The sequence below is a fragment of the Nonomuraea africana genome (genome assembly GCF_014873535.1).
Taxonomy (GTDB): Bacteria; Actinomycetota; Actinomycetes; order Streptosporangiales; family Streptosporangiaceae; genus Nonomuraea; species Nonomuraea africana.
On sequence record NZ_JADBEF010000001.1, the window covers coordinates 7,108,048 to 7,134,255 of the forward strand.

Sequence of the window (26,208 nt, forward strand, 5' to 3'; positions counted from 1 at the left end):
AGATCGACATGGCTACTGGCACCGTGAAGTGGTTCAACTCGGAAAAGGGCTTCGGCTTCATCGAGCAGGACGGCGGCGGCGCTGACGTCTTCGCCCACTACTCCAACATCGTCTCCCAGGGCGGTTACCGGGAGCTGACCGAGGGTCAGAAGGTTTCCTTCGACGTGACCCAGGGTCAGAAGGGCCCGCAGGCCGAGAACATCGTTCCCGCCTAATTCGGGGCTTATGCCACGAGCCGGGGCTCGCACCTTCTGGTGCGAGCCCCGGCTTTTTGGTGTCCCCAGGCGACCCCCCGTCATCAGGCGATCCGCGCCATCCGACAACTCGCGTCATCAGGCGATCCGCACTCACCAAGCCGCCAGCGCCCACCAAGCGACCGGCACCCACCAGGCGACCAGCGTCACCAGGCGGGCCGTGCCCGCCACGCGACCGGCGCCACCAGGTGACCAGATTCACGCGGTGCAGGTGTCACCGGGTGATCCACGCCCACCAGGCGACCCGCGTCGCCAGCCCGGCCCCTGACACCGGCACGTCAGAGCGCCCCTTCGGTCCCCACGATCAGGACGCGAGAGCCAGGACCCAGGTCCAGCGCGGCACGGGTGTCCTGGTCGAGGGAGAGCAGGCCGGCCGCTCCGGCGGCCCCGCAGGCCGAGACCCGCACGCCCTCGGCGGCCAGGCTCCTGGCGGCGGCCTCGGCCTCCTCGTCGGTGATGGTCACGAAGGCGTCGGCCAGACGGGACAGCAGCCGCCAGGCCAGCAGGGACGGCTCGCGGCAGTCCAGGCGCCCGAGCCGGGTCCGCCCGCCCTCGACCCGGGTCGGCCGGCCCGCGCGGACGCTCGCCAGCAGGCAGGGAGCGGCCTCCGGTTCGACGACGACGATCCTCGGCTCCTCGCCCCAGCGGTCGCGCGCGTACCCGGCGGCCGCCGCGGCCAGCCCGCCCACGCCCGCTTGGACGAACACGTGGGTGGGCGCCTCGCCCACCTCGGCCACCTCGTCGAACAGCGCGGTGTAGCCGCGCATGATCTCGAGCGGGACGTCGGTGTAGCCGTCCCAGGAGCTGTCGGAGACCAGCCGCCAGCCGTGGCGTTCCGCGGCCTCCAGCGCGGCGGCCATGCTCTGCTCGTAGTCGCCTGCGCTGCGCCGTACCTCCGCGCCGAGCCGGCGCAGGCGCCGGGCGAACTCCTCGGGGACGTCCTCGCTGAGGAACACGATCGGGGTGCCGCCGAGCTCGCGCACGCCCGCCGTCACCGACAGGCCGTGATTGCCGGCGCTGGCGCAGACGAACGGGGTGCGCGCGGCGACCTCGCGCAGCTGCTCCTCGGTGGGCGACGGTCCGTGGCGCTCCTCGGCCTCGGCGCGCACCAGCCCGGCGACGGCGTACAGACCGCCGAGCGCCTTGAAGCTCCCGAGCCCCATGCGCGCGCTCTCGTCCTTGGCCTGGATCGCGGCGACGCCCGCCGTACCGGCCATGGCGGGGAGGGGACGCAGCGGGGTGACCTGGTGGGCGGGGTGGCGGCGGAAGAAGGAGCGGGCCCGTGCGGCGTGCTCCGCGCCGATCAGCTCGCGCTCTCTCGCGGTGTAGGTCTCTCGCGCCGTGTTCAGCCAGCTCTTCTCCATGTGGAAAATGCTAGGGATCGAGCACGCGGCCAAGCCTCGACTTCAGCCCTGATTTCGTCGTTCGGCCGCGCGCCACGGCGGTAATCTGCGGTTCATGCGCACTCCGGACCTCGATGACCTCGACCGCGCGATCCTCGACCGCCTGCAGCGGGACGCCCGCACCATCGCCGAGTCGATCGCCGTCGAGGTCGGCATGTCCACCGCCGCGGTCCAGCGCCGCATCAAGCGGCTGCGCGAGACCGGCGTGATCGCGCGCGAGGTGGCGGTGCTCAACCCGAAGGCGCTCGGCCAGGCGATGACGTTCATCGTGGAAGTCGAGATGGAGCGCGAGAAGTCGGAGGTGCTCGACGCGTTCCGCTACCAGATGGACGCCGACGAGAACGTCCAGCAGTGCTACTACGTCACCGGCGCCTACGACTTCGTGCTGATCGTGACGGCTCGGGACATGGCGGACTTCGAGGAGTTCACCCAGCGGACGTTCTTCGACAACGGCAATGTGCGCCGGTTCACCACCAGCATCGTGATGCGCCCGGTCAAGGTGGGTCTGACGCTTCCGCTTCGCCCGCGAGCGTAGATCAGCCCGAAGGCTTGTGCCGCTCCTGGAAGCGGCTGCTCTTGGCGCGGTTGCCGCAGGTCTCCATCGAGCACCAGCGGCGGCTGCCGTTCTTGCTGGTGTCGTAGAACCAGAGCACGCACGCGGGGTTGGCGCACTTGCGGATCCGTTCGGGCCGCTCCCCCATCAGGCGGACGAGGTCGGCCGCCGCCACCCAGGCCGCGTGCCACGACGGGTGGTCGACGACGGTCTCCTCGTACGGCCGCGCCTTCCGCAGCCGCGGCCGCCGTGAACCGTGGTCCAGGACGGCGTCGAGCTGGTCCTCGCTGCCGCCGAGGGCGGCCCGCAGCGCGTCGCGCGCCGCGACCAGCGGCTCCCTCGCCTGATCGGCGTCGCCGGGCAGTCCGTGCTCGGCGAGCCATGCCTCCGTCCCGCCCGGGTCGTCAAAGAAGTCCACCCAGGCGTCCTGCTCCACCCAGGCGGTGTTGACCAGGTCAAGCGCCAGGGGCTCCCCCATCAGCGGTCGCGCTCTCGTCATGCCTCCAGTCTAACCCGCTATCGGAATTTGACCGGTTGCCAGAATCACGCTACGTTAACCGGCAAAACTCCTTTAGATGGTTAGCGAGGGATTGTCATGACCGTCCGCCACCACACAGTCGAGATCGACGGACTGAACGTCTTCTACCGCGAGGCGGGCGACCCGTCCGCGCCCACGCTCGTGCTGCTGCACGGCTTTCCGACCTCGTCGATCGCCTATAGGGAACTGATGGCGGAGCTGGCCGACGAGTTCCACCTCATCGCCCCCGACTACCCCGGCTTCGGGCACAGCTCCGCCCCCGCGGCCGACGAGTGGGACTACACCTTCGACCACCTGGCCGACGTCGTGGACCGGCTCCTCGAGACGCTCGGCCTGACCAGGTACGCGCTCCACATCCACGACTACGGCGCGCCGATCGGCTTCCGGCTTGCCCTGCGCCATCCCGAGCGGATCACCGGCATCGTCACCCAGAACGGCAACGCCTACGACGAGGGCCTGACCCCCTTCTGGGACCCGATCCGCGCCTACTGGGCGGACCCGAGCCAGGCCAACGGCGACGCCCTGCGCGGCCTGTTCACCCGTGAGGCCACCCACTGGCAGTACACGCACGGCGTCCCCGACACCTCACTGGTCAACCCCGACAACGAGGCGTTCGACCAGGCGCTGCTCGACCGTCCCGGCAACCAGGAGATCCAGCTGGCGCTCTTCCTCGACTACGGCGTCAACCCCGGCCGCTACCCCGACTGGCAGGACTACCTGCGCACCCAGCAGCCGCCGCTGCTCGCGGTCTGGGGAAGGAACGACGAGATCTTCGGCCCTGACGGCGCCCGCGCCTACGCACGGGACGTGAAGGACGCCCGCATCCACCTCCTGGACGCCGGCCACTTCCCGCTCACCACCCGCCTGAAGCAGAGCGCCGCCCTCATCCGCGACTTCCTCCGCGGCCTGTCCGACTGACGGAAACCCCGTTGACCTGAAGGAAGACCTCCGATGGCACCCTTGACGTCCCTTCCCCCGGCCGCGCCCGCGCGGCCCTCGGCCACCGCGATCCTCGTCACCACCACGGCCACCCTGGCCGGGCTGCTGCTGCTCGCCGCCGTGACGTCCGCGACCAGCCTGCCGCTGTTCGCGCTGCCGTTCGCGGCGAGCGCGGCCATCGTGGCGGTCGCCCCCGCCGCGCCGTTCGCGCAACCGCGCAGCATCCTGCTCGGCCACCTCAGCGCCGCCGCGCTGGCCCTCGCGATCACCGCGCTGACCGGCCCGTCGATCTGGGCCGCCGTCGTCGCGGCGGGCCTGGCCACCGCCCCGATGCTGCTGCTCCGCGCCCCGCATCCGCCCGCGACGGCCACCGCGGCGCTGGTCGGCCTGACCGCTCCAGAGCCGATCTTCCTGCTCAGCCCGGTGCTGGCCGCCAGCGTGGTCGTCGTCCTCGGCGGCGTCGTCCTCGGCCGCGCCCTGCCCGGCCACCGCTACCCCACGTACTGGCGCTGATCGCAGGAGACCCGGACGCCGCCCGTTCGGACGGATCTGGCAGGGTGACCGGTTGTGGATGGAGACGAGCGTGAGGGCATCGACGTCGTGGCCGCGGCGGTCATCGAGAACGGGCGGCTGCTCATCGTCAGCAAGAAGAGCGCTCCCGACCTCTTCTACCTGCCGGGCGGCAAGCCCGAGCCCGGCGAGAGCGAGGAGGAGACCCTCGCCCGCGAGCTGAAGGAGGAGCTCGGCGCGGCGCCCATCGAGGTCGCGCCGCTGGCGCGCTTCGAGGGCGTGGCGGCGCTCGAAGGGGTGCCGATGCGGCTGGCCGTGTTCACCGCGGCGCTCGACCAGGCGCCCCTGGCGGCGGCCGAGCTGGCCAGGCTCGCCTGGACCGACGGCGCCGACGCGTACGTCCCGCTGCTGGCCTCGGCGATCCGCGAGCAGGTCGTCCCCCTGCTCATGGAGACAGGGGTGCTCGCGGGGCGGCGGTGAGCGGGTGCCCGGTGAGCGGGCTGGACAGGACCATCGTGCTGGACGGCTGCCCATAGGCGGCCAGCCTGTCTATCAGGTCCTCGAAGGCCGTCATCGAGGCCGCCGCCACCCTCAGGATGCTGCACGCGTCGCCGGTGACGCGGTGGATCTCGCGCACCTCGGGCCAGTCGGCCACCTCGGGGTCACGCAGCACGCAGCGCGGACCGTAGCAGGACATGCGGATGAACGCCGACACCGACCAGCCGGCCATGGCCGGGTCCACGTGCGCGTGGTACCCGGTGATCACCCCTGACTCCTCCAGCCTGCGCACCCGCTCGGCGACCGCGGGCGGCGACAGGTGGACCCTGCGCGACAGCTCGTTGAAGGAGAGCCTGGCGTTGGCCTGGAGTTCGCGCAGCAGCTCCCAGTCCATCTCGTCCATCGGGCGGCACCTTTCGATCGGAAAGCAGTCGCCAGGATATAGCCCTCATTACACGCTGATAATGGGATATCGCCGTTGAACCGGCATTCCTCCACCGCCCTGTGACCGGCCATCATGAGGTGGCCAGTCAGGGAGGGTGACCACGTGGACGGTACACGTCAGAAAGTGCGGCCGACGACGGCCGTGGAGCGGGCCGAGCGGGCGATGGCCACGGGCGGATCACCGACCCTGGAGTTCCACACCGAGGTGCCCTACGACGCCTACGTGCACACCGAGGTGCTGCACGGCCTGCAGCAGCCGCTGAGCGACGACCCGGGCGAGATGTCGTTCCTGGTGATCACGCAGGTGATGGAGCTGTACTTCAAGCTCGTCACCTTCGAGCTGCGCAACGCGCGGACGGCGCTGCGGGACGACGAGGTGGGAGCGGCGCTGGCCCCGCTGCGCCGTACGGCCCTCCACCTGGAAGGCCTCAACGGAAGCTGGCGCGGCCTGCGGTGGATGACGCCCTCGGACTTCAACCGGTTCCGCGACCAGCTCGGTGAGGCCTCGGGGCTGCAGTCGTCGATGTACCGGCACCTGGAGTTCCTGCTGGGGCTGAAGAGCGCCGCGCTGCTCAGGCCGTTCAGGCGGCAGCCGAAGGTGCACCGCGAGCTGATGCGCACCTTCGAGGCGTCGAGCGTCTGGGACGAGACCATCGCCCTGCTCGCCCGCCGCGGCCACGACCTCCCGCGCGAGCTGCTCGAACGCGACTTCTCCGCCGAGCACGAGCCGCACCCGGCGGTCGAGCGGGCCTGGGTCGAGGTCTACCGCGACGACAGCACGACGAACGAGCTGCGCATGCTCGGCGAGGCCCTCAGCGAGGTGGCCGAGCAGTTCGGCGACTGGCGCTACGAGCACGTCCGCGCCGTCCGCCGCTCGATGGGCGCCAAGCCGGGCAGCGGCGGGTCCAACGGCCTGGCGTGGCTGGAGCGCAGCATGGCGCGGGTGGTCTTCCCCGAGCTGTGGTCGGCACGTACCCACATGTGAAAGGAGCGAAGGACACCATGAACGTGGCCATCGTCGGCGCGGGGCTCACCGGCTGCCTGCTCGCGTGCTATCTGGGCAGGCGCGGACTCGACGTGACCGTCTACGAGCGGCGGCCGGACCCACGCGGCGGCGTCGTGGAGCGCGGCAGGTCGATCAACCTCGCCATCTCCGAACGCGGGCTGGACGCGCTGCGCAGGATCGGCCTGGAGGAGCGGGTGCTGGCCGACGCGCTGCCGATGCGCGGCCGGATGATCCACCCGGTGTCCGGCCCGCTGGACTTCCAGAGCTACAGCCACGACGGCGAGCGGGCCATCAACTCGATCAGCAGGGGCGCGCTCAACAACACGCTGCTCGACGCGGCCGAGTCGGCCCCCGGCGTGAAGATCGTCTTCGGGCACCAGCTGACCGGCCTCGACCCCGAAACCGGGACGATGACGTTCGCGACCGAGGACGGCGACGTCCTGGCCGAGGCGGGCGTGGTGCTCGGCGCGGACGGCTCAGGCTCGGCCGTACGCGGGGAGCTGCTCGCCCACGGAGCCATCGAGGAGAGCCTGGACTTCCTCGACCACGGCTACAAGGAGCTGACCATCCCCGCGGTCGACGGGCGGTTCGCGCTGGATCCGGGCGCGCTGCACATCTGGCCCCGCGGCACCTCCATGATGATCGCGCTGCCCAATCCCGACCGCTCCTTCACCTGCACGATGTTCTGGCCGACCGGCGGCACCTCCAGCTTCGCCTCGCTGAGCAGCCCCGCGGCCGTCGAACGGCACTTCCGCACGCACTACCCCGACGTGGTCCCGCTCATCCCGAATCTGGCCGACGACTACCGGCACAACCCCGTCGGCCTGCTCGGCACCGTCCGCTGCGCGCCCTGGCACGCCGGTGGCAGGGTGGGCCTGATCGGCGACGCGGCGCACGCGATCGTGCCCTTCTACGGCCAGGGCGCCAACTGCGGCTTCGAGGACGTGGTCGAGCTCGACCGGTGCCTGGAGGAGAGCGGCGGCCGGTGGGAGCGGGCGCTGCCGCTGTTCGAGGAGCGGCGCAAGGAGAACGCCGACGCGATCGCCGAGATGGCGCTCGCCAACTTCGTCGAGATGCGCGACAAGGTGGCCTCGCCGCTGTTCCGCCTGGTCAGGAGTGTCGAGCACGGCCTGGAGCGGGTGCTGCCCGGCCGGTACATGTCGCGCTACGAGCTCGTGTCGTTCTCCACCGTGCCCTACGCCGAGGTCAGGCGCAGGATGCGCGGGCAGCGGCGGCTCCTCGGGGCGGCGGCCGCCGCCGTTCTGGCCACGGCCCTCGCGGCGGGGCTGAGATCATCGGCGGTACGGCGCGGCAAGCGGTAGTGCTGGGTCTACCTCCAGGTCTCGCCCTCACGCCCATGCGCCCGCGCGGCGCCGCCGATTCAATGGTGCGCATGACGATCACGCAAGCGCCGCGAACCGTTCCCGGCCCGTGGGTCGAGGGCGTCAGCCTGGTCCTCGGCCCGCTGCTGCTCATCGCGGGCGTGCTGGCGCGGATCGGGGAGGCCGACTTCTTCCCCGGCCAGCTGGCCGCCTACGCCGCCCAGCCGGGCCGGATGGTCCTCTCCTACAGCCTCTTCGCCGCGGGAACGGTCCTGCTGTGGCCCGCCGTGACCGCGCTGGCCCGCGGGATCGCCGGCACCCACCCCGGCTGGGCCAGGTGGGGCGCCACGCTGGTGATCCTCGGTCTGTTCGGCCGCGTCTTCCACGCGGGCGTGAGCCACCTGGCCTTCCAGCTGGTCGACGCCCTCGGGCTGGCGGCCGCGCAGCGGGCGGTCGCCGCCACCTACGGCGCCTTCCACGTCTTCAAGGCGGTCAACGTCTGCATCATGACCGGCTGGATCGTGCTCGCCGTCGGCGCCTTCCGCGCCGGGGCCCTGGGCTCGCGGGCCGTCGGCATGGTGCGGTGCGCCGCCCTGGCGCTCGCGACCGGGCTGCCGCTCGGCGTGCTCAAGGGCAGCGGCGACCCGGTCTCCCTCGTCGCCCTCCTCGGCCTGGCCGTCGCGCTCGTCCCGCTCGGGGTCACCGTCCTGAGGGCGGCCCCCAGGCCCAGGTGGTGGGCCGTGGCGCTGACGATCGCGCTGGTCCCCGCCGCCTTCTTCCTCGGCGTCTCGGGGTGACCACGCGGGACGAGGTCAGGCTGGCACGGGGATGAGCTCGACGAAGGAGACCCCCGGCATCGGCAGGTCGAACTCGAGCGCGATCTCCCCCGACACCTCCACGGCCGCCGCGTACTCGTCGATGGCGTCGGCCGCGGCCAGCCGTTCCCATTGCTCGCCCACCGGCCAGTCGCCGCCGCCCATCGACTCCCACACCGCCTTGATGTTGGAGTGTGTCTCGTCGATCCGGTGGTGGGTGAGCAGGTAGCCGCTGCCGGACAGGCCGTCGACCCGCAACCGCACCGCGCGGGTCAGCTCCGGCGCCCCGTCCGCCTGTGCCTGGTTGAGCGTGCCGTTCCAGACCAGCACCCCGACCCTGCCGTCCTCGTGCCGGGCCGCCCACGCCTCGACGCCCGCCACGTCCCCGTCGACGGCGGCCGCCAGCTCCTGATCGCCGAGCCGGTCGGCCAGGGCGAGCGCGTGGAAGCGGGGCTTGCGCAGGTTGCCGACCGACAGCAGGCCGAACCCGCCGTGGAAGAGTCTCGGCGGACGGCCGAGCTCCTCGAAGTGGTCGGAGGCCACCCAGTGCGACAGCGCCTCCAGCCTGCCCGCGGCCGACTTCATCCCGTGCAGCAGGAAGGTGGCGCCGAAGGGGCCGTCGCCGATGCCGTGGAAGTGCGTGGGGGTGGGACCCCACTCGGTCCACCAGATCGGGGTGCCCTCGCGACCGTGCCTGGCCAGCGCGGGACGCCAGTCGAGCGGCGCGTTGCCGTAGGTGTGGGTGGAGACGAAGTCGAGCGCGGCCCCCGACTCGGCCACGTGCGCCAGCAGCTCCTCCACCCAGCCGTTGGCCGCCGACGAGGGACCGCCCACCCGCAGGCCGGGGTGGACGTTCTTCACCGCCGCCGCGCTGACGTCGTAGAGCAGGAAGAACTCCTCGGGCGTGCCCGACCAGAACACCGCCAGGTTGGGCTCGTTCCACACCTCGAAGGCCCAGTTGTCGACGAGCTCCTGGATGCCGTAGCGCTCGGCCAGGTGCTCCACCAGGGCGCGGACCAGATCGCCCCACGCCTCGAAGTCCTTGGGCGGCGAGATGATCGCCTGGTACCCGAACACCGTCCTGGACGGGTCGGCGGCCAGGTCGCGCGGCATGTAGCCGAGTTCCACGATCGGCCGCAGCCCGAGCGACATGATCGTGTCGTACACCTGGTCGACCCCGCTGAAGTCGTAGACCGCCCTGCCGTCGATCTCCTTGTAGACGCCGAGGTCGTCGCCGAGGATCGCATGCGCGCGCACCGTGCGCACGCCGAGCTCCTCGCGCATCGTCCGCAGCGCCTCGGTGAGCTCCGCGCCGATCGGCCTGCCGCCCGACGTGTCCTGGCACAGGAGGTACGACAGGTGCTCGGAGCCGATCATGAACCTCCACGGGCGGGCCAGCTCCCCCGTCACGGTCGCGGCGTCCACCGTGACCGTGACCGCGCCCGCCCCCTCCCTCGGGGCGGCCTGCACCGGCTCGCAGAACGGGCCGGTCACCTCCATCGCCGCGATCGCCGCCACCTGGTACGAGGCCGCGCCGTGCCCGGTGTCGACGTACCGGCACCCCGGTACGGCCGGCACGTCCACGTCCGGTTGCTTCACCGAGACGCCGTCCCTGTGCAGGAGATACCCGATGGCCCCCGGCACCGGCTCCCAGGTGAGCGTCACCTGGCCCGCCCCCGGTGTCGCCCGCAGCCCGGCGGGGGCGTCGAGCGTGAGCTCGGAGACCGGCGCGATCTCCCCCGAGGTCTGGTAAATGCGTTCTCGCCAGTCGCGGCGCGCGGCGTCAGCCGTACTCATGGAAGGGCTTCTCCCCGATCGAAGTGACAGAGCGTTACTTGACGTCCCAGTCCTCGAGGGACAGGACGGGCCTGAGCTTGGCCGCCACCTCGGGAGTGGCGAAGTAGCGGCGCATGTTGTCGCCGGCCAGCGCGTTGCCGAGGGAGGCCATGATCATCCCCTGGTCGAGCGCGAGGTAGGCCTTGGCGACCTTGCCCGAGCGGACGGCGACGGCGTCGTAGAAGCCGCCAGGCCCGTAGGCGTCGAAGTTCTGCTTCAGCCTGGCCAGGTTGGCCAGCGCCTGCTCGGGCGCGTAGCGGTAGGCGAGGAAGGCCGCGTGAGGGGTGACCACGCCGTCGCCGTACGAGGTCGGCTCGGGCTGCGCCGGGCGGCAGCCCTCGTAGCCGGGATCGACGCTGGTGCGTTCCCTGTCGGAGGTGTAGCCCTCCGCCTGCAGGCCGAGGCCGTCGACGCCGTACTCGCGGTAGCCGCCGTGGGGGTCGTTGGAGGGCGAGAAGCCCCAGTAGCCGTAGCCCGCCTCGGTCAGGCCGTGCTCGATCTGCGCCCTGACGAAGACCGGGTGGTTGCGGCCCCAGCTGTTCGGCGCCCAGGCCGACTCCGGCACGATCAGGTCGTTCATCAGCTCCTCGAACATCGAGCCGCCCCAGGTCGGGACCAGCCGCATGCCGCGGTAGCCGTACGTGCCCTCCCAGACCTTGACGCCCAGGTGCTCCTTCCAGCTCCCGACCGGCTTCTGGTCCTGCCAGGCCCAGTCGCAGCCGCTGTCGGGGAAGGTGCGGTACATGCCGAAGTAGTGCTCCTTCGGCAGCTGGCCGAGGGCGATGCCGACGTACGTGCCGATCCTGGTCTCGCCCGGCGCGCCGTAGTGGTGGCAGGTGGAGTACACAGTGACGCCGGTGCCCGCGTAGTCGCTCTCCACCGAGCAGCCGGCGGGCCTGTCCACCCAGAATCCGCCGCGCAGCAGGCCGGTTCCCGCGTCGGGACGGGCGTCCTTGTCGTAGTAGGCGGCGAAGTTCATCTTCGTGAGGATCGCCCTGGCCCGGTCGCCCTGCGACGGCACCGCCTGCGGCACCATCATGAGCGCGGCGGCCAGCCAGCCGTTGTCCACGCTGGAGGCGAACAGCCGTACGGGATCGCCGTTCTCCGGCCAGGTCCGCACCAGCCGGAGGGTGGCCGGGTCGTACCAGTTGAAGAACTGGCCGGTGGGCTCGTGCCGCTCCATCGCGGCCAGCGCGTCCAGCACCTTCCGCACCCGGGTGGTCGCCTGGCCGGGGGTGATGAGACCGAGGTCGCGCGCGGTGAAGACGGACCACAGGTAGGTGGCGATGTTCGTCGGCGAGGTGACCTTGGCCCTGGTCCTGAGGTCGCCGGACACCTTGTCGGACGGCACGCCCGTCACGGGGTCGACCATGGCGGCCATCGAGCGCCAGGTCGCGGCGGCGTACGCGCGCAGCGTCAGCCTGTCGCCACCGCCCCGCTGCCCCTCGGCGGTGGCGGCCGGAGCCGTCGAGGCCAGCAGGCCGAGTGCGAGCATGCCGGTGAGAACCGTCTTGCGCATGGGGGGTTTCTCCTTGGCTACTTGATGCCGGTGGTGGCGATGCCCTGGACGAAGAAGCGCTGCAGGAAGACGAAGAGGAACAGGATCGGCGCGATGACCACGACCGACCCCGCGACCAGCAGGTTGTAGTGGGTGCCCTCGTGGCCGTTGAGGATGTTCAGCGCCACGGGCAGGGTGTACATGCTCTCGCTCTGGGCGACGACGGCCGGCCACAGGAAGTTGTTCCACGCCCCCAGAAAGGTGATCAGCCCGAGCGTCGCCAGCGGTGGCCCGCACAGCGGCAGGATGATCCGGAAGAAGATGCGGAACTCCCTGGCCCCGTCGACGCGGGCGGCGTGGATCAGCTCGTCGGGCAGGTCGGTGATGAACTGCCGCATCATGAAGATGCCGAGCGGCCCGACCAGCGTGGGCAGGATGATCCCGACGAAGGTGTTGACCATGCCGAGCTTGGCGATCAGCACGAACTGCGGGATCATCAGCACGATGGCGGGGATGGCCATCTGGATCATGACCAGGCCGAACACCAGGTTCTTGCCCCTGAACTCCAGCTTGGCGAAGGCGTAGCCCACCATCGTGCAGAGCAGCACGTTGCTGACGACGAGCACCAGCGCGACGATCACGCTGTTGACGAACGCGCCGCCGATGTTCACCCGCTCGAACAACTCGGTGAAGTTGCCGAGGGTGAACGACTCCGGCCAGAGGGTCGGCGGGTTCCGCCTGATCTCCGACTCGGGCTTGACCGAGCTGAGCGCCGTCCACAGGAACGGGCCGATCACCAGGAGCAGCCCCAGGCTCAGACCGGTGTAGGTGATCAGGCGCTGGCGGCGGGTCATCGGGACCTCCCGATCCTGAGCTGCAGGACGGCAAGGGCCACGATGACCGTGAACAGAACGGTCGAGGCGGCTCCCGCGTAGCCGTAGTTGCCGACGCCGAACTGGTTGAAGATCGCCAGCGAGGCGGAGATCGTGGAGTTGAGCGGGCCGCCCTTGGTCATGACCAGCACCTCCTCCATGAACTGCATGAAGCCGACCGAGCTGTAGACGGTGCAGAACAGCAGCACGGGCCGCAGCGCGGGGACGGTGACCGAGCGGAACCGCTCCCAGCGCCCCGCGCCGTCCACCTCGGCCGCCTCGTACAGCTCCCGGGGAATGGCCTGCAACGCGGCGAGCAGGACGACCATGGTGAAGCCGAAGCTGCGCCAGGCCGTCATCACGATGATCGACGGCAGCGCGGTGGCCTCGTTCTGCAGCCAGGCGGCGCCTTCGAGGCCGACCAGGCCGAGCAGCCTGTTGACCAGGCCGGCCTCCGGTTCGAGCAGGAACTTCCAGGCCACCGCGATGCCGATGATGCTGGTGATGTTGGGCAGGTAGTAGCCGAGCCTGAAGAAGGCGGCGGGCAGCCTGGCGATCCCCGAGTTGAGCATGACCGCCGCGCCGAGGCCCAGCCCGATCGTGAGCGGCAGGGCCGTGACGACGAAGACGACGGTGTTGAACGCCGCCTTCCTCATCGTCTCGTCGTTGAACAGGCGCAGGTAGTTGTCGACTCCGACGACGTTCACGCCCAGCGGGTCGGCGACGTCGGTGCTGCGCATGTCGGTGAAGCTCATGCCGATGCCGACGAACAACGGCCCGAGGTAGAAGACCACGAACATGACGACGAAGGGCAGCACGAAGATCCAGCCCGCGCCCGCCTGTCGCAGTGGGCTTCTCAGCCGGATACCGGCCGTGGCGGGCCCCGGCTTCGACTCCTTCACGAGGACGGCCATGACTACACGCCGGTGCCGATCGTGTCGGCCTGCGCCTGGATCGCCTTGGCCGTCTCCTCGGGCGTCGACTTACCGCGGGCCAGCTTCTCCAGCTCGGTCTCCATGACCTTGGCGACCTGCTCCCAGGTCGGGAACGGCGGCGGGGTCTTGGCGTCCTTGAGCTGCTCGCCGAACACCTTGAGCCGTGGGTCCGCGGTCAGCTCGGGCTCCTGCCACCCGGCCTGCACGCTGGGCAGCGCCTTGACCGTGGTGTACCACTTGGCCTGCACCTTCGGCTCCGTGAGCCACCGCAGGAACTTCCACGCCGCGTCGCGGTTCTTTGCCTTCTTGAAGACCACCAGGTCGGCGCCGCCCACGAAGCTCGTGCCGGCGACCGGGCCCTTGGGGTAGGGCGCGACGTCGAATTTGTCCGCGAAGCCGGCGCCGCCGTCGCTGGTCAGGACGCCCATCATCCACGGGCCGAGGAAGAAGCCGCCGACCTCGCCCTTGATGAAGTTCTGCGGGAAGGCGCCCTCGGGGGTGTCGGTGGGCGCCAGTTTCTCCTCGAACAGCGACGCGTACTGCTTCAGCCCCGCGACCGCCTCGGGGGTGTCGAAGGTGTAGCGGCCGTCCTTGACGATCTCGCCGCCCGCCTGCCAGATGAGCGGCAGCACCTCCTGCCAGGAGCCGAGCAGGTAGCCCTGGTTGAAGCCGTTCTTCGCGCCGCCCTTCTCCTTGAGCGCCCTGACGAACGTCTTGAACTCCGCCCAGGTCTTCGGCGCCTGCACGCCCGCCTTCTCGGCCTGGTCCTTGCGGTAGAACAGCACGCGGGTCTCGACGTACCACGGCACGCCATACGCGGTGCCGTTCACGTCGACCGTCTGCCAGGCGCCGGGGAAGAACGCCGACTTGTCGAACAGGTTGCCCGGCGTCGGGTCCAGCGCGCCGGTCTTGGACAGCTCGCCCGACCAGGTGGAGCCGATCATGCTCACGTCGGGGGTGGCGTTGCCGGCGATCGCGGAGGTGATCTTGTCGTGCGCGACGTCCCAGCCCAGGGGCGTCACGTTGATCGTGACGCCGGGGTTGGCGGCCTCGAAGTCCTTGGCGAACGCGCCGAGGGCCTTGCCCTCCTCACCGATCGCCCACACGGTGACCTCACCGGCGACCTTGTCGGTCTTGACGTCGACGGCCTGCTCGGGGGCCTGGTCCGCGCCGCGTCCGCAGGCGCTCAGCGTGAGGGTGACGGCGAGCAGCCCGACGGCCGAGCGCCTGGTGAGAGTGTTCACTTGTGGTCCTCCTGGGGGTGATGACCGCAGCTCGCACGAATGACGAGCTCAGTGGCCAGGTTCAGGTGGGCGCAGGTCTCGCGGACGCCGCTGATCAGCTCGTCGAGCGCTCTCGCGGCCCGCGCACCCATCTCTCGCATCGGCTGGCGGATGGTGGTGAGCGCGGGGCGGGCATGGCGGGCGGCCATGATGTCGTCCCATCCGGTGACCGCCAGATCGTCGGGTACGGCGAGGCCGAGCTCCTCCGCCGCCAGCAGCGCGCCGAGCGCCACCTCGTCGTCCGAGCAGATGAGCGCCTGCGGCCGGTTCGGCGAGCGCAGCAGCCGGAGCGCGGCCTCGTGGCCGCTCTCGACGGTGTACTCGGCGGTGAGGACGGGCTCGATCCGCTCGCCCAGGACGCCGGACACGCCCTCCCACCGCTGGGAGATGTCGTCGCCCGGCGCGTAGGGCGCGCCGAGGAAGGCGTAGCGGGTGTAGCCGTGCCCGCGAAGGTGCAGGGCGAGCTTCCTGGCCGACTCGATGTTCTCGCTGCGCAGGGTGTCGGCGCCGGCCATGGGCTCTCTCGAGATGAACACCAGCGGCATGCCCACGCCGATCAGCTCGGCGACCAGGTCGTCGGGCGCGGTCCTGCCGAAGACGACCAGGCCGTCGACCCGTCCGGCGAGCTCCTTGACCGCCTCGCGGACGTTGGGCCTGCCCTTCGTCGAGAGGATGACGACGGAGCGGCCGAGCTCGGCGGCGACCTCCTCGTACCCGAGGAGCACCTCGGTGTAGTAGGGACCCGCGAGGTTGGGGAAGACGATGCCGTTGGCGGCGTGCCGTCCCTCGGCCAGGCTGACGCCGAGCCTGCTGGGCGTGAAGTTGAGCTCCTCCACCGCCTTGAGCACCTTCTGCCGCGTCTTGGACGACACCGGCCCGGTGCCGCGCAGCGCGCGCGAGACGGTCGCGATGGACACCCCGGCCCGCTGAGCCACCTGGTAAATGGTCACGTCCATAACCTCTCCTGACTGTAAGCGCTTTCACAGTAACGTGTGTAAGCGCTTACAGAACGACCAGTGTGCCAGCCGGATGAAGGCCGTGTAAAGAGAGCGTGAAAGAACCGTCGTGCCGACGGGCTCAGATCAGCGTCGGGAGCCTGCGGTCGAGGCCGGTGGTGTGGAGCAGCTGGGTCATGTACGGCAGCGCCCCGGTCAGCGCGAGCGTGATGCCCATCAACCGGGCGCGGCGCTGGATGCCCACCAGGACACCCAGACCCGAGGTGTCGCAGAACGACACTGCTGACAGGTCGAGGACGAGCAGGCGCGAACTGCCGCGCAGCACGCCCAGCAGCCGCTCCCGCAGGGCGGCGCTGGAGAAGATGTCGATCTCGCCGGACAGCGCGACGGTGGTGACGGCCGAGGGCCCGGTGCCGAGGACGTTCATGGGGTGCTCCGATCGGAGAAAAGAGTCGTGCGCCTGCTCAGGGTCCGGAAAAGGGGCCGGAAATCGTCTATCGCCGCGGGCGACGCGAGCCTGAATGCCAACGCACGGAATGTCCTCGGTGCCCATAGTCTACCTGGGGAGCGGTTCCCCCGCGGGAATGCTCGACCGGGCTCGCGTCGTTATATGTGACAGCCGGAAATTTTTCGTGCACGTGGTTTGCTCTCGCACGCTCGTGGATGGCACGGGTGTGCCCCTGTTTCGTTGAGAGAAGGCGCGGTACCGCCGCTGCGACAACCGGTCGGCGGGCGCGAGCCTGCGACCCGCCTTCGTCTCGGACAAGGGAGACGCCACATGCCACAGGGAACCGTGAAATGGTTCAACGATGACAAGGGATTCGGCTTCATCGCCGTCGACGGCGGCGGTCCCGATGTCTTCGTCCACTTCTCCGCGATCGACGCCGGCGGCTACCGCAGCCTCGCCGAGAACCAGCGCGTCGAGTTCGAGGTGACCCAGGGCGACAGAGGCCCGCAGGCCCAGGCCGTACGTCCGCTATGAGATCGGCTCGTGGCGGCCGTGCCGCCACGGGGCCGCAAGCCATTCCCATCGTCGATCGGACCCTGCCATGATCATCCTTAGTTCCCGAGCCGCTCTCAGGGCAGGCCCGCGGGCGATGCCCGCCGACGCCACCGTCGTCCGCCTGCACGGCGACATCGACATCTTCACCAGCCCCGCCCTGCGCGACCTCCTGATGCACGCGCTCGACCAGAGCGCGAACGTGCTCGTCTGCGACCTTTCCGACGTCGTCTTCTGCGACAGCTCGGGCCTGGCCGTCCTGGTGGGCATGCAGCGCCGCGCCCGCGCCAGGGGCGTCGACTTCGGGGTGAGCGCGCCCCGCCCCACCGTGGTCACGTTGCTGCACCTCACGGGGCTAGACCGCAAGCTCCCGATCTACCGGCGGTCCGCCACGATCGTCCCCCCGCCCCGCGCCGCCACCAGATAGACCTCACCCCCGGGCGTACGAGGCCAGGTGATCGATGTCGACGAAGCCCGCCGTGTCGAACAGCGACCTGGCCGGGAGCGGCTCGCCCTCGGCGTACAGCACGATCTCCCGTGCCCCGTTCGCGTAGAGCAGCGCGAGGGCCCGGTCGAGCAGTGCCTTGTCGAGCGCCGCGTCGTCGTGGGCGGTGTCCGTCCCGAGCCACCACAGCACCCCGACCCCGTCTGAAGGGGTGCCCGCGACCGCCTCGACTCCGATCTCGTGCTCGTCGACGCTGAGCCACCAGCCGGACGGCCTCAGGCAGCTCGCCACCCGAACCAGCGGGCTGGCCTGCGCGAGCCCCAGGCCCCTGACCCCGCGGTGCAGATAGCGCCACGACTCCCGCCCGGAGAATCCCGCGTGCTCCAGCACCTTGCGGGTGACCGGACGGCGAATGCTGGGCAGCGCGCCGAGCCCCGAGGTCAGCGCGGAGGCGACGGTGAAGGCGTGGACGACGGCCCGGCTCGCCAGGCAGCCGAGCGCCCTCTCGACGAGCGGCTCGATCACGCTGACGTTCTCCCGCCCGTGCAGCCACAGGATGAGTCCTGCCGCGTCGCGCGCCCTGGTCGTGTAGGAGATCACGCCGACCACGTCACCCGAATGGTCGATCATCACCTGCGTGCGGGGCGGATCGAGCTCGGCCCAGGGCGCCGGATTGTCCGCGCACGTTCCCTGGACGGCGGCGGCCAGCATCTCCGGCGAGCACAGCGGCTGTCCCGGCAGCCGATCGGCGTTGATCAGCGCGAGGACCGCCATCTCGTCACCGCGCCGGTAGTCGCGCACGGTCGCGAGTCTGATCGCCGGCGGCGTCTCCTCGGCGTCGTCCCCGCGGGCGAGCAGGTCGGCCGCGCAGGTCCCGTTGTCCGCTCGCGCGGCGGCGACCATCAGGCTCGCGGCCCGCGCGGCGGTGGTCTCGGGCGGCACCACCAGCAGCAGGAACCCGTCCTGGTCGCCGCGGATCACGGTGATCGTCCCCGCCGGTGAGGGGAAGTCGCCGACCCTGAGGAACCGGCCGGAGACCATGAGGCTGGACGGCACGTCGTTCCACGCGTCGTGGTCGACGCGGACGCGGAGGATCGGGCCGAGACTCCGGCCCAGCTCGGTGACGAGACCGCCCAGCTCGCGGCGCAGGTCGTGGGAGCGCGGCCACCAGGCCCCGTGCAGGAGCCCGTCCCGGGATTCCGTCGGTTCGAGGAGCAGTCGCACGTCGGCGAGCTCGGTGGTGTGGTTCGGCATCATGACGTGCCGCCTGTCTCCGACTCGCGAGGAGCCGACTGCTGACCGGGGTCCGCGTCGATGCGAATGCCGGCGCACGGGACTTCCTCGGTTACCGCCAGTCTACGCCTGCCGGTGGTCGCACGAGTGGCACTGACCACCGGGGATAGCTTGCGCACTCGGGGGTAGGCGCCCTCACATGAGCACAGACGTCATCACACTCATCACCAGCGACCACCGTAAGGTCGAAGCCCTCTTCGCGCGGCTGCAGAGCAAGCCCGACAGCAGGAAGGCCGACGTGGCCGAGCTCGCCGCGCTGCTGACCGCGCACGCGCGGGCGGAGGAGGACCGGGTCTACCCGACGATCCGCGAGACCACCCCCTCCGAGAAGGGCGAGATCCACCACAGCGTCGAGGAGCACAAGGAGGCCGAGATCCTCCTCGACCAGCTCAAGGCCACCAGGCCGGACAGCCCGGAGTTCGACGGGGTGCTCAAGAAGCTGGTCGAGTCGGTCACCCAGCACGTCAAGGAGGAGGAGAACGAGATCCTGCCCGCCCTCGCCAAGGCCGCGGGCACCAAGCGGCTCCAGCAGTTGGGCAAGGCCTTCAAGGAGCGCAGGGACCAGGAGATGCTGGCGCTGCGCGTGCCCGCCCAGAAGGCGAGCCCCGACGCGGCGCTCACCAAGGAGGAGCTCTACGAGAAGGCGAAGGCCATGGACCTGCCCGGACGGTCCAGGATGACCAAGAGGGAGCTGGCCGCCGCCCTGGGCAAGCGGTCCTGAGCCTCGAGGTCTGGTCCGATCTCTCTCGGGTAGCTGGTCAGGGTATCAACGGCTTCCAGGGAGGTCTGCCATGGGCACCCCTCGCACCCCTGCCCGTACCTCGCCCGTGCAGCTCGCCGCGCTCGTCGTGGGCGCGGTGTTCCTGCTCGTCGGTGTGCTGGGCTTCATCCCAGGCGTCACCGCCAACTACGACGAGCTGGGGTTCGCCGGTCACCGCTCCGACGCGCTCCTGCTCGGCGTGTTCCAGGTCTCGATCCTGCACAACATCGTCCACCTGCTGTTCGGCGTCGCGGGCATCCTGCTGGCCCGGACCTGGGTGGGCGCCCGCAACTTCCTCATCGGCGGAGGGGTGATCTACCTGCTGCTCTGGCTGTACGGCATGCTCATCGACCGCGACAGCGCGGCGAACTTCGTCCCTGTCAACGTCGCCGACAACTGGCTGCACCTCGTCCTGGGCGCGGGCATGCTCGCCCTGGGCTTCCTCTTGGCGCGGGGCCGCATGCCCACCGCGCGCAAGCACTGAGGATCAGCCGCCCATCCGGCCCTCTCGCTGGCGGTCTGCCTCCATGCCGCTCATTGACGCGCCGCCGTCCTCGTCCGAGCCGGCGAGGCCGGGCGTGTAGTAGCGGCGCAGCCAGGCCGCCAGCCCGTCGAGACCCGGCAGCAGCACCCGCTCGGTGACGTTGGCCTGGTCGAGCCGCTCCCTGATCTCCGCCTTGACCGTGGAGGGGATCGTCCACGCCCACCACAGCCGCTCGTGCCCGGCGAGCCACTGCTCGACCTGGAACCTCGGGCAGGAGATCGCCGACAGCACCGACGACTGGTTGACCACCCGCTCGTCCAGTGACGGCGGCTCGAAGAAGGTCAGGAACGGCTCGTCGCTCAGCGTGTCGAAGCGCGCCAGGGACCCCGCCTCCTCGGCCAGCATCTCGGTCGTGAAGAGCAGCGCGCCCTCACGGTCGAGCACCGCGCGCAGCCGTTCGGGCAGCAACCGGTGCGCTCCCGCGCAGTCCACGGCCAGCAGCACGGCGTCGTCCTTCGGCCACGAGGCGGTGGCGAAGTGCAGGGCCACCAGCGGCGAGAAGGTCCAGTCCAGCAGTCGCGTGGGCAGGCCGTGGTGCTGGCCGAGAGCCAGCCAGTCCCACACGGTCGAACCAGGCGTCTGGCGATGGGCGTACTTGCGGAAGTTGCGGATAAGGTGCGGCTCCAGGGCGGCGAAGTCACCCTTGAGCCTGGCCAGCCCCGACACGTGGGAGTAGTCGCTCCTCGCCAGGCCGCGGAAGACCAGCGTCGAGTGCGCCTGGCCGGAACCGTGCCTGCGGTCGACCGCGGTGATCGCGTCGTCGAGCTCACGCCACGACGACACCTTGGCCATCCCCATTGACCTCTGCTGCCCCACCCATCCGGCTCCACACTTCGGAGCAGGCCGGTTACCCGGCGGAGCCCGCGGCGAGGGCGTGGGCGAGCGCCTCCTGGGCCGTGGCGTGCACCCGCAGATGGCGGCCGGCGCCGGTGATCTCGACGAGACGAGCGGGTTCGGGCCGGAGCGCCGCCAGATAGACGGCGCCGCCGTGACTCCCGCCCGACCGGTAGGCGTCGAGCACGACTCTCAGGCCGCTGCTCCCCATGAACGTCAGCTCGCCGAGGTCGAAGACGAGATGGTCGGCGGGCCGTCGGCGGGCCTGCCGGACGAACGCCGCGAATTGCGCGTCGTTGGTCACGTCGAGCTCACCACCCACCTGGATCAGGGTGACGCCCGGCAGGTGCTGACACGACAGGCTCAACGCCTCCAACTGGACCTCCGGGGGGGACGGCGCGCGAGCCCAATGATCATACTCGCCCCGTTCGTCCCGCGCGGTGCACTCCGACGGCAGGATGCTCGGGGCGGAAGGGAGTCACACATGCGAGCGATCTCCATCGGGCACCGGGGCGCGGCAGGACACCGCCTCCGGACACCGCAGCCCTGGAACGGAACACGGCCAAGTCTTGACCGTTCGGGGATTGCGGGCAGGCGGACGGCAGGGCATCTCCTCCGAAACGGCTGACGGAGGGCGATCATGGTCGATACGGCCGAGGCGCGGCGCATCGCGGCGGAAGGCTGGGTGTACGGCTTCCCGCTGCTGTTGAACTACCGGACCATGTACAAGCAGGCGATCGACGTCGACGATCCCCATTACATGGGCGGCTTCGGCCACTTCCGCCACTACGCCGAGCCGTCCACCCCCCACAGCACCGACGTGGTGCTGCCGAACAACGACACCTCCTTCTCCTGGGCGTGGCTGGGTGTGCGGGCCGAGCCGTACGTCCTGTCGGTGCCCGCGATCGACCGTTACTACGTCCTGGCCTTCCACGATCTGGACACGTCCTACATCGGCTTCGTCGGGTCCAGGGCGACGGGGCAGGGGCCGGGGACCTACCTGATCGCGGGCCCCGGCTGGGACGGCCCGACACCGGATGGCGTCGACCAGGTGCTGCGCGCCGACACCTACCTGGTGGGCGTGCTCGGCCGTACGTATCTGGCGGGTCCTGGCGACGTCAAGGCCCTGCGCGCCATCCAGCGCAGCTACGACCTGCGCCCCCTGCACACCTATCTCGGCACGCCGCCGCCGCCCGCCATACCGCAGCCCCACTGGCCCGTATGGCGCGACGAGGTGCTCGAAAGGGTCGACTTCTTCGCCCGCCTCGACTTCCTGCTGCGCTTCTTCCCCGTCCTGGCCTCGGAGCGGGGCATCCGCGGGAGGCTGGCCTCGATCGGCGTGGACGGCTCCGGCTCCTTCTCGCCCTCGCCCGACCTGCGCGCGGCGCTGGAGCAGGGCATCGAGGACGGCATCGCCATGCTGGAGAAGGCCGAATCCACCGTCGACACCTCCGCGGGCCTGTTCGGCACCCGCGCCGAACTCGGCGACGACTACCTGAGCCGCGCGGTCGGCGCCGACAGGGGCCTGTACGGCCTGCCTGCCGAGGAGGCCTTCTACGCCGGGTGGCTGAAGGACAGCGAGGGCGACCGGCCGGACGGCGCCCACAAGAAGTACGTCATCCACTTCCCCCCGGGGAAGCTGCCGCCCGTGCGGTTCTTCTGGTCGGCCACGATGTACGAGCTGCCCACACGGATGCTCGTGGAGAACCCCATGGACCGCTACTCGATCGGCGACCGCACCCCCGGCCTGGTCTACGACGACGACGGCGGCCTGACCCTGTACGTCCAGTGCGAGCGCCCCGCCGAGGGCGTGACCAACTGGCTGCCCGCCCCCGACGGCCCCTTCACCGTGCTCCTCCGCATGTACGGCCCCGCCCCCGAGGTGCTGAACGGCGAGTGGCGCCTCCCCAGGCTCACCCCGCGCTGACGGGTCGGCGCTGACCCGTCAGCCCGGCGACGGCGCGAGGGCGGGGCCCCGCAGAGCCAGGGCGAGCGCGCCGAGCCCGAGGCAGAGACCCACCGTGCCCGCGGTCATCAGCGGCACGTTCTGGGTGCCGATGAGCAGGCCCGACAGCAGCACGGCCAGGGCGACGGGCACGCCGACCCTGCGGAGGGCGGCGGCCAGCAGGACGAGGAGCACGATCCCCGCCAGGTAGAGCGAGGGCACGAGCCCGTAGAACAGGACGGAGACGCCCGGGAAGGCCCGGTAGCCCGCGCTGAGTGCGCCCATCGCCTCGCGGTGCCCCGCCTGGAAGCCGATGGCCAGGTCGATGACCATCTGGCCGACGAAGCCCGCGACGCCGAGCAGCGAGACGGCCGTGAGAGCGCGCGAGGCGCGTTTGACGCCCGCGCCCGACCGCTGGGTGACCAGCCGGTGGAGCGTCAGGATGACCGGCACGAACGCGACGTAGGCGGCCAGGTAGAACACGTGCCCCGCCGTCCACACGGCCAGCGCCTCGGGCCAGGGGAGGGCGCGACTGTGGGGCACCCAGGCAAGCTTCATGACGGCCCAGCCCGCCAGGAGCAGGAGCGGAGCGGCGACGAGCGTGGCCACCGCGGTTCTGTTCGGCATGGTTGCCAGCTTCGCGGCCCGGCGGCCCCCGGCCCATCAGGGACTTCCCCGGCTCACCCCGAGTCCGTCCCCTACACGACGGGCGCGGGGACGTACGATCAGCCAATGACCGAAAAGACCGAAACCGTGCCAGGGTGGCTTGCTCCCGAAGAGCTGGAGTCCATGCGGGAGCGGCTGCCGATTCTGTACGTCGACGCCGTCCCCGTTCGGGTCGACGACACCGGCGTAGTGACCCATGTCGGCCTGCTCCTGCGCATCGGCTCGGACGGCACGGTCAGCAGGGCGCTGGTCTCGGGAAGGGTGCTCCACAACGAACGGGTCCGCGACGCGCTACTGCGCCACCTGGAGAAGGACCTCGGCCCGGTGGCGTTGCCGCACATCCCCGCCTCGCCCCAGCCGTTCACCGTCGCGGAGTACTTCCCGACGCCTGGCGTCACGCCGTACCACGACGCCCGCCAGCACGCTGTGTCCCTGGCCTACATCGTTCCCGTGGTCGGCGACTGCCGTCCGCGCCAGGACGCCCTCGACCTCGTCTGGTTCACGCCCGAGGAGGCGGCCTCGCCCATGGTGCAGCAGGAGATGACGGGCGGGCAGGGCGTGCTGCTGAAGCAGGCGCTCGGGTACGTCGGCCGGCTCTACTGAGCCCTCAGCCGAGCAGGGCGCGCAGCGCGAGGTCGGCCACCTGCCGCAGTTCCTCGCGGCCTCGGCCGCCCGCCGCCTGGACGGCGATGCCGTCGGTGATGGTGTGGACCAGCCCTGCCATGGCGGCGGGGTCACGTCCGGGGGCAGGTCGGTGGCCCGCTCCAGCCGTCTGCGCAGCGCCGCCTCCCCTGCCCCCGACCCGAGACGCGCGAAGCGCGCCACCGGGAGGACCTTGCCTTTGAGGGCCGATGCCGGCCCGAGCCGCCATCTCGTCAGCGAAGGCCGGCGAAGAAGGCCCGCACGTCGCCGGCGAGCAGCTCCGGCACCTCGTGGGCGGCGTAGTGGCCACCGGTGTCGTAGGTGTTCCACTGCGCGATGTTCTTGTGGTCCCGCTCGGCGAAGCGGCGGATCGACTGGAAGTCGTTGGCGAAGCCGGCCAGCCCGATCGGCACCGTGGTCGGCTGGCTCGGGTGCTCGGCCTTGGCGTCCTCGTAGTAGAAGCGGATCGACGAGCCCGCCGTGCCGTAGAACCAGTGGATCGCGATGTTGGTCAGCGTGAAGTCACGGTCGAGGTGCCCGCCGATGAGCTGGCCCATCCAGCCGAGCAGGCCCGCGGGCGAGTCGGCGATGGCGTGGGCCAGCGTCTGCGGCGACTGCGACTGCAGCTGGTTGAAGGCGCCCATGTTCTCCCAGAACCACTGCAGGTGCGCCATCGCCGCCTGCTCCTGCTCGGTCAGGTCCTGCAGCTCGGCCGGGTCGCCCGAGGGGAAGGAGAAGATCTGGGTGACGTGCACCCCGACGACGTGCTCGGGGTCGACCCTGCCGACCTCGGGCGAGACGAACGAGCCGCCGTCGTTGCCGACCGCGCCGTAGCGCTCGTAGCCGAGGCGGGCCATCAGCTCGCCCCACGCCCTCGCGATGCGGTAGCGGTTCCAGCCCTTCTCCCTGGTCGGACCGGAGAATCCGAAGCCGGGCAGCGAGGGGATGACCAGGTGGAAGTCCTGGGAGAGGTCCTCGATCACGTCGAGGTACTCCACGACCGTGCCGGGCCAGCCGTGCGTGAGGATCAGGGGCAGCGCGTCCTCCTTGGCGGAGCGCACGTGGATGAAGTGGATGTTCTGCCCGTCGATCTCCGTCGTGAACTGGGGGTGGGCGTTGAGCCTGGCCTCCCACGCGCGCCAGTCGTAGCCGGTGCGCCAGTAGTCGACCATCGACCTGACCCACTCGACGCTCACGCCGTAGTCGGAACCCGCGCCCTCTACCTCGTCGGTGAAGCGGGTCAGCGCCAGCCTCGCCTGCAGGTCGTCGAGGTCGGCCTGGGAGATCTCTACGCGGAAGGGACGAATCTCAGACATCGGGGATCCTCTCGAAACGGAACGGCTTGTTCTGTTCCCACTGTAGCAGAACGGAACCATCTATTCCACAGTTTGCTGGAACGAAGTCATCAGACCCACCAACGCGGCGCCCCAGCACAGGAAGCCGCCGTAGGTCAGGCAGATCACCCACAGGTTCGCGCTGCCCGGCGCGGTCGGAAGCGCGGCCAGCCCCAGGAGCGCGCCGACCGTCGTCACGGCCGCCGGCAACCCCATGGACAGCAGCCCGACGCCGCCGGCCCAGCCCGCGGTCAGCACCATCCAGCGCGGCACCCACCTGACCCATCCGGAGATCAGCGCGATCGCGCACAGCGAGCCGAACACCGGCACCGTGACGCTCGGATCGGCCAGCGGGCTGTACCAGTGGTGCTCCCCCGACAGCCCCGACTCGACGTAGCCGCCCACCGGGTAGCCGAGCGCCCACACCGCCTTCAACCCCGCGTACGGCAGCGGCGCGACCGCCGCCGCCAAGCCGAACCTGCGCAGCCAGAGCCGCGCGGCCACCACGTCCACCGACGCGGGACGCGTCCTTCGCTGGAACGACCAGGTCGCGACGGCCAGCGTCCCCACGCCCGCCAGCACGATGAGCTGACCCGCGAAGAGCGCCCAGTACGGCTCGCCCGCCCACCCCGGCAGCCCGGTGACCCAGAAGAGCACCCGCAGCAGGCCGAGCAGCAGGATCTGGCCGCCGAGGCACAGCAGGGCGAGCGCGGCGACGCCGTTCGCCACGAGCAGGCCGGTCCGCGGCAGGCGCCGTCCGAAGGGCCGCACGGTGGCCAGCGCCAGCACCGCCACCACGACCAGCGCGAGCACGCTCCCCCACCCGGCCAGGGCGTCTAACTCGGGCAGCGGCCTGGTCTCGCACGGATCGGCGGCGGTGGCCTTGGCGGCCTCTGCGGCGTCGCAGCGCGCGGCCAGCCAGTCTCCGCCCATGGTCCAGTAGGCCCGCAGTCCCGCGTAGGCCACCGCCCATCCGGCGGCGACGTATCCGGCGACAGGTGTTCGTGATCGCATGAGCCCCACGCTCCCGCCACGAGGGCCGCCGGCGCGTCCATCTTGTGGCCAGAGAAGATGCGACCTCAG

At 70.7% G+C, this 26,208-nt stretch carries 30 protein-coding genes; 14 read left to right on the forward strand and 16 right to left on the reverse strand.

Features of this window, described 5'->3' with window-relative positions:
* Window positions 1–8: 8 nt before the first annotated feature.
* Window positions 9–215 carry a cold-shock protein gene (locus tag H4W81_RS33735; RefSeq protein WP_183653956.1) on the forward strand — a complete coding sequence of 69 codons (207 nt, stop codon included), beginning with the start codon at window positions 9–11 and terminating at the stop codon, window positions 213–215.
* A gap of 317 nt (window positions 216–532) precedes the next feature.
* Here H4W81_RS33735 and H4W81_RS33740 read toward each other — a convergent pair whose 3' ends face one another.
* Window positions 533–1,618, reverse strand: coding sequence for a diaminopropionate ammonia-lyase (locus H4W81_RS33740; protein ID WP_192778498.1), 1,086 nt, complete (start codon window positions 1,616–1,618; stop codon window positions 533–535).
* A gap of 94 nt (window positions 1,619–1,712) precedes the next feature.
* Between H4W81_RS33740 and H4W81_RS33745 the strand changes: the two genes are divergently transcribed.
* Window positions 1,713–2,192: an Lrp/AsnC family transcriptional regulator gene (locus H4W81_RS33745; RefSeq protein ID WP_192778499.1), complete on the forward strand. Its 480-nt coding sequence runs from the start codon at window positions 1,713–1,715 to the stop codon at window positions 2,190–2,192.
* Between the two features lies 1 nt (window position 2,193).
* Here the strand turns inward: H4W81_RS33745 and H4W81_RS33750 are convergent, their stop codons facing one another.
* Window positions 2,194–2,709: a CGNR zinc finger domain-containing protein gene (locus tag H4W81_RS33750; protein WP_192778500.1), complete on the reverse strand. Its 516-nt coding sequence runs from the start codon at window positions 2,707–2,709 to the stop codon at window positions 2,194–2,196.
* A 96-nt stretch (window positions 2,710–2,805) separates the two neighbouring features.
* Between H4W81_RS33750 and H4W81_RS33755 the strand changes: the two genes are divergently transcribed.
* Genes H4W81_RS33755 through H4W81_RS33765 form a run of 3 tightly spaced genes read left to right on the forward strand, consistent with a single transcriptional unit; the run spans window position 2,806 to window position 4,677 of the window.
* Window positions 2,806–3,666, forward strand: a complete 861-nt coding sequence (locus H4W81_RS33755) for an alpha/beta fold hydrolase (protein WP_192778501.1) — start codon at window positions 2,806–2,808, stop codon at window positions 3,664–3,666.
* A gap of 33 nt (window positions 3,667–3,699) precedes the next feature.
* Window positions 3,700–4,200 (forward strand): HPP family protein, encoded by a 501-nt coding sequence (locus H4W81_RS33760; protein WP_192778502.1) that lies wholly within the window; start codon window positions 3,700–3,702, stop codon window positions 4,198–4,200.
* Window positions 4,201–4,254: 54 nt separating this feature from the next.
* A complete protein-coding gene (locus H4W81_RS33765) occupies window positions 4,255–4,677 on the forward strand; it encodes an NUDIX hydrolase (RefSeq protein WP_318782146.1) in 423 nt (140 codons plus the stop codon).
* Here H4W81_RS33765 and H4W81_RS33770 read toward each other — a convergent pair.
* Complete coding sequence (locus tag H4W81_RS33770; RefSeq protein ID WP_192778503.1) at window positions 4,643–5,098, reverse strand: Lrp/AsnC family transcriptional regulator; 456 nt, start codon at window positions 5,096–5,098, stop codon at window positions 4,643–4,645. The genes H4W81_RS33765 and H4W81_RS33770 overlap by 35 nt on opposite strands.
* 144 nt (window positions 5,099–5,242) lie before the next feature.
* Between H4W81_RS33770 and H4W81_RS33775 the strand changes: the two genes are divergently transcribed.
* The 3 genes from H4W81_RS33775 to H4W81_RS33785 all read left to right on the forward strand — a co-directional run bounded on the left by H4W81_RS33775 (window position 5,243) and on the right by H4W81_RS33785 (window position 8,264).
* The gene (locus tag H4W81_RS33775; protein ID WP_318782147.1) at window positions 5,243–6,124 is read left to right on the forward strand and encodes a tryptophan 2,3-dioxygenase; all 882 of its coding nucleotides are present in this window, start codon (window positions 5,243–5,245) and stop codon (window positions 6,122–6,124) included.
* A 17-nt stretch (window positions 6,125–6,141) separates the two neighbouring features.
* The gene (locus H4W81_RS33780; RefSeq protein ID WP_192778505.1) at window positions 6,142–7,467 is read left to right on the forward strand and encodes an FAD-dependent oxidoreductase; all 1,326 of its coding nucleotides are present in this window, start codon (window positions 6,142–6,144) and stop codon (window positions 7,465–7,467) included.
* Between the two features lie 71 nt (window positions 7,468–7,538).
* Window positions 7,539–8,264: a hypothetical protein gene (locus tag H4W81_RS33785; protein WP_225958923.1), complete on the forward strand. Its 726-nt coding sequence runs from the start codon at window positions 7,539–7,541 to the stop codon at window positions 8,262–8,264.
* A gap of 15 nt (window positions 8,265–8,279) precedes the next feature.
* On the opposite strand, the gene H4W81_RS33790 is transcribed toward H4W81_RS33785, so the two are convergent.
* From H4W81_RS33790 to H4W81_RS33820, 7 genes are all read right to left on the reverse strand, one after another.
* Window positions 8,280–10,079, reverse strand: coding sequence for a GH39 family glycosyl hydrolase (locus tag H4W81_RS33790; protein WP_192778506.1), 1,800 nt, complete (start codon window positions 10,077–10,079; stop codon window positions 8,280–8,282).
* A 34-nt stretch (window positions 10,080–10,113) separates the two neighbouring features.
* The gene (locus H4W81_RS33795; protein WP_192778507.1) at window positions 10,114–11,637 is read right to left on the reverse strand and encodes a glucoamylase family protein; all 1,524 of its coding nucleotides are present in this window, start codon (window positions 11,635–11,637) and stop codon (window positions 10,114–10,116) included.
* A 17-nt stretch (window positions 11,638–11,654) separates the two neighbouring features.
* Window positions 11,655–12,470: a carbohydrate ABC transporter permease gene (locus tag H4W81_RS33800; protein ID WP_192778508.1), complete on the reverse strand. Its 816-nt coding sequence runs from the start codon at window positions 12,468–12,470 to the stop codon at window positions 11,655–11,657.
* On the reverse strand, window positions 12,467–13,402 hold the full coding sequence (locus H4W81_RS33805) for a carbohydrate ABC transporter permease (RefSeq protein WP_192778509.1): 936 nt from the start codon (window positions 13,400–13,402) through the stop codon (window positions 12,467–12,469). The genes H4W81_RS33800 and H4W81_RS33805 overlap by 4 nt, the downstream gene beginning before the upstream one ends.
* A 2-nt stretch (window positions 13,403–13,404) precedes the next feature.
* Window positions 13,405–14,667, reverse strand: a complete 1,263-nt coding sequence (locus tag H4W81_RS33810) for a sugar ABC transporter substrate-binding protein (RefSeq protein WP_192778510.1) — start codon at window positions 14,665–14,667, stop codon at window positions 13,405–13,407.
* On the reverse strand, window positions 14,664–15,662 hold the full coding sequence (locus H4W81_RS33815) for a LacI family DNA-binding transcriptional regulator (protein WP_192778511.1): 999 nt from the start codon (window positions 15,660–15,662) through the stop codon (window positions 14,664–14,666). Before H4W81_RS33815 ends, H4W81_RS33810 begins: the two co-directional genes overlap by 4 nt.
* Before the next feature lie 121 nt (window positions 15,663–15,783).
* Window positions 15,784–16,089, reverse strand: a complete 306-nt coding sequence (locus H4W81_RS33820) for an STAS domain-containing protein (protein ID WP_192778512.1) — start codon at window positions 16,087–16,089, stop codon at window positions 15,784–15,786.
* A gap of 351 nt (window positions 16,090–16,440) precedes the next feature.
* Here H4W81_RS33820 and H4W81_RS33825 point away from each other — a divergent pair, with 351 nt between their 5' ends.
* Window positions 16,441–16,644: a cold-shock protein gene (locus H4W81_RS33825; protein WP_192778513.1), complete on the forward strand. Its 204-nt coding sequence runs from the start codon at window positions 16,441–16,443 to the stop codon at window positions 16,642–16,644.
* 67 nt (window positions 16,645–16,711) lie between these two features.
* Window positions 16,712–17,089, forward strand: a complete 378-nt coding sequence (locus H4W81_RS33830; protein ID WP_192778514.1) for an STAS domain-containing protein — start codon at window positions 16,712–16,714, stop codon at window positions 17,087–17,089.
* A gap of 3 nt (window positions 17,090–17,092) precedes the next feature.
* On the opposite strand, the gene H4W81_RS33835 is transcribed toward H4W81_RS33830, so the two are convergent.
* A complete protein-coding gene (locus H4W81_RS33835) occupies window positions 17,093–18,364 on the reverse strand; it encodes a DUF5994 family protein (RefSeq protein ID WP_192778515.1) in 1,272 nt (423 codons plus the stop codon).
* Between the two features lie 175 nt (window positions 18,365–18,539).
* Between H4W81_RS33835 and H4W81_RS33840 the strand changes: the two genes are divergently transcribed.
* Together H4W81_RS33840 and H4W81_RS33845 are read left to right on the forward strand one after the other, a co-directional pair.
* Complete coding sequence (locus H4W81_RS33840; RefSeq protein ID WP_192778516.1) at window positions 18,540–19,121, forward strand: hemerythrin domain-containing protein; 582 nt, start codon at window positions 18,540–18,542, stop codon at window positions 19,119–19,121.
* A 70-nt stretch (window positions 19,122–19,191) separates the two neighbouring features.
* Window positions 19,192–19,644: a DUF4383 domain-containing protein gene (locus H4W81_RS33845; RefSeq protein ID WP_192778517.1), complete on the forward strand. Its 453-nt coding sequence runs from the start codon at window positions 19,192–19,194 to the stop codon at window positions 19,642–19,644.
* 3 nt (window positions 19,645–19,647) lie between these two features.
* On the opposite strand, the gene H4W81_RS33850 is transcribed toward H4W81_RS33845, so the two are convergent.
* A complete protein-coding gene (locus H4W81_RS33850; protein ID WP_192778518.1) occupies window positions 19,648–20,502 on the reverse strand; it encodes an FRG domain-containing protein in 855 nt (284 codons plus the stop codon).
* A gap of 49 nt (window positions 20,503–20,551) precedes the next feature.
* Window positions 20,552–20,914, reverse strand: coding sequence for an STAS domain-containing protein (locus tag H4W81_RS33855; protein ID WP_192778519.1), 363 nt, complete (start codon window positions 20,912–20,914; stop codon window positions 20,552–20,554).
* Between the two features lie 264 nt (window positions 20,915–21,178).
* On the opposite strand from H4W81_RS33855, the gene H4W81_RS33860 reads away from it, so the two are divergent.
* A complete protein-coding gene (locus tag H4W81_RS33860) occupies window positions 21,179–22,465 on the forward strand; it encodes a DUF1254 domain-containing protein (RefSeq protein ID WP_192778520.1) in 1,287 nt (428 codons plus the stop codon).
* An 18-nt stretch (window positions 22,466–22,483) separates the two neighbouring features.
* Here the strand turns inward: H4W81_RS33860 and H4W81_RS33865 are convergent, their stop codons facing one another.
* A complete protein-coding gene (locus tag H4W81_RS33865; RefSeq protein ID WP_192778521.1) occupies window positions 22,484–23,110 on the reverse strand; it encodes a hypothetical protein in 627 nt (208 codons plus the stop codon).
* A gap of 105 nt (window positions 23,111–23,215) precedes the next feature.
* Between H4W81_RS33865 and H4W81_RS33870 the strand changes: the two genes are divergently transcribed.
* Complete coding sequence (locus tag H4W81_RS33870) at window positions 23,216–23,752, forward strand: NUDIX hydrolase family protein (protein ID WP_192778522.1); 537 nt, start codon at window positions 23,216–23,218, stop codon at window positions 23,750–23,752.
* A gap of 272 nt (window positions 23,753–24,024) precedes the next feature.
* Here H4W81_RS33870 and H4W81_RS33880 read toward each other — a convergent pair whose 3' ends face one another.
* Both H4W81_RS33880 and H4W81_RS33885 read right to left on the reverse strand, forming a co-directional pair.
* Window positions 24,025–25,107 (reverse strand): epoxide hydrolase family protein, encoded by a 1,083-nt coding sequence (locus H4W81_RS33880; protein WP_192778524.1) that lies wholly within the window; start codon window positions 25,105–25,107, stop codon window positions 24,025–24,027.
* A 60-nt stretch (window positions 25,108–25,167) separates the two neighbouring features.
* Window positions 25,168–26,139: a DUF3995 domain-containing protein gene (locus H4W81_RS33885; RefSeq protein WP_192778525.1), complete on the reverse strand. Its 972-nt coding sequence runs from the start codon at window positions 26,137–26,139 to the stop codon at window positions 25,168–25,170.
* Window positions 26,140–26,208 lie beyond the last annotated feature (69 nt).

Coding starts and splice junctions, on each gene's coding strand:
- H4W81_RS33735 (WP_183653956.1), top strand. CDS start 9: ATGGCTACTGGCACCGTGAAGTGGTTCAACTCGGAAAAGGGCTTCGGC.
- H4W81_RS33740 (WP_192778498.1), bottom strand. CDS start 1,618: ATGGAGAAGAGCTGGCTGAACACGGCGCGAGAGACCTACACCGCGAGA.
- H4W81_RS33745 (WP_192778499.1), top strand. CDS start 1,713: ATGCGCACTCCGGACCTCGATGACCTCGACCGCGCGATCCTCGACCGC.
- H4W81_RS33750 (WP_192778500.1), bottom strand. CDS start 2,709: ATGACGAGAGCGCGACCGCTGATGGGGGAGCCCCTGGCGCTTGACCTG.
- H4W81_RS33755 (WP_192778501.1), top strand. CDS start 2,806: ATGACCGTCCGCCACCACACAGTCGAGATCGACGGACTGAACGTCTTC.
- H4W81_RS33760 (WP_192778502.1), top strand. CDS start 3,700: ATGGCACCCTTGACGTCCCTTCCCCCGGCCGCGCCCGCGCGGCCCTCG.
- H4W81_RS33770 (WP_192778503.1), bottom strand. CDS start 5,098: ATGGACGAGATGGACTGGGAGCTGCTGCGCGAACTCCAGGCCAACGCC.
- H4W81_RS33780 (WP_192778505.1), top strand. CDS start 6,142: ATGAACGTGGCCATCGTCGGCGCGGGGCTCACCGGCTGCCTGCTCGCG.
- H4W81_RS33785 (WP_225958923.1), top strand. CDS start 7,539: ATGACGATCACGCAAGCGCCGCGAACCGTTCCCGGCCCGTGGGTCGAG.
- H4W81_RS33790 (WP_192778506.1), bottom strand. CDS start 10,079: ATGAGTACGGCTGACGCCGCGCGCCGCGACTGGCGAGAACGCATTTAC.
- H4W81_RS33795 (WP_192778507.1), bottom strand. CDS start 11,637: ATGCGCAAGACGGTTCTCACCGGCATGCTCGCACTCGGCCTGCTGGCC.
- H4W81_RS33800 (WP_192778508.1), bottom strand. CDS start 12,470: ATGACCCGCCGCCAGCGCCTGATCACCTACACCGGTCTGAGCCTGGGG.
- H4W81_RS33805 (WP_192778509.1), bottom strand. CDS start 13,402: ATGGCCGTCCTCGTGAAGGAGTCGAAGCCGGGGCCCGCCACGGCCGGT.
- H4W81_RS33815 (WP_192778511.1), bottom strand. CDS start 15,662: ATGGACGTGACCATTTACCAGGTGGCTCAGCGGGCCGGGGTGTCCATC.
- H4W81_RS33820 (WP_192778512.1), bottom strand. CDS start 16,089: ATGAACGTCCTCGGCACCGGGCCCTCGGCCGTCACCACCGTCGCGCTG.
- H4W81_RS33825 (WP_192778513.1), top strand. CDS start 16,441: ATGCCACAGGGAACCGTGAAATGGTTCAACGATGACAAGGGATTCGGC.
- H4W81_RS33830 (WP_192778514.1), top strand. CDS start 16,712: ATGATCATCCTTAGTTCCCGAGCCGCTCTCAGGGCAGGCCCGCGGGCG.
- H4W81_RS33835 (WP_192778515.1), bottom strand. CDS start 18,364: ATGATGCCGAACCACACCACCGAGCTCGCCGACGTGCGACTGCTCCTC.
- H4W81_RS33840 (WP_192778516.1), top strand. CDS start 18,540: ATGAGCACAGACGTCATCACACTCATCACCAGCGACCACCGTAAGGTC.
- H4W81_RS33845 (WP_192778517.1), top strand. CDS start 19,192: ATGGGCACCCCTCGCACCCCTGCCCGTACCTCGCCCGTGCAGCTCGCC.
- H4W81_RS33850 (WP_192778518.1), bottom strand. CDS start 20,502: ATGGGGATGGCCAAGGTGTCGTCGTGGCGTGAGCTCGACGACGCGATC.
- H4W81_RS33860 (WP_192778520.1), top strand. CDS start 21,179: ATGGTCGATACGGCCGAGGCGCGGCGCATCGCGGCGGAAGGCTGGGTG.
- H4W81_RS33865 (WP_192778521.1), bottom strand. CDS start 23,110: ATGCCGAACAGAACCGCGGTGGCCACGCTCGTCGCCGCTCCGCTCCTG.
- H4W81_RS33870 (WP_192778522.1), top strand. CDS start 23,216: ATGACCGAAAAGACCGAAACCGTGCCAGGGTGGCTTGCTCCCGAAGAG.
- H4W81_RS33880 (WP_192778524.1), bottom strand. CDS start 25,107: ATGTCTGAGATTCGTCCCTTCCGCGTAGAGATCTCCCAGGCCGACCTC.
- H4W81_RS33885 (WP_192778525.1), bottom strand. CDS start 26,139: ATGCGATCACGAACACCTGTCGCCGGATACGTCGCCGCCGGATGGGCG.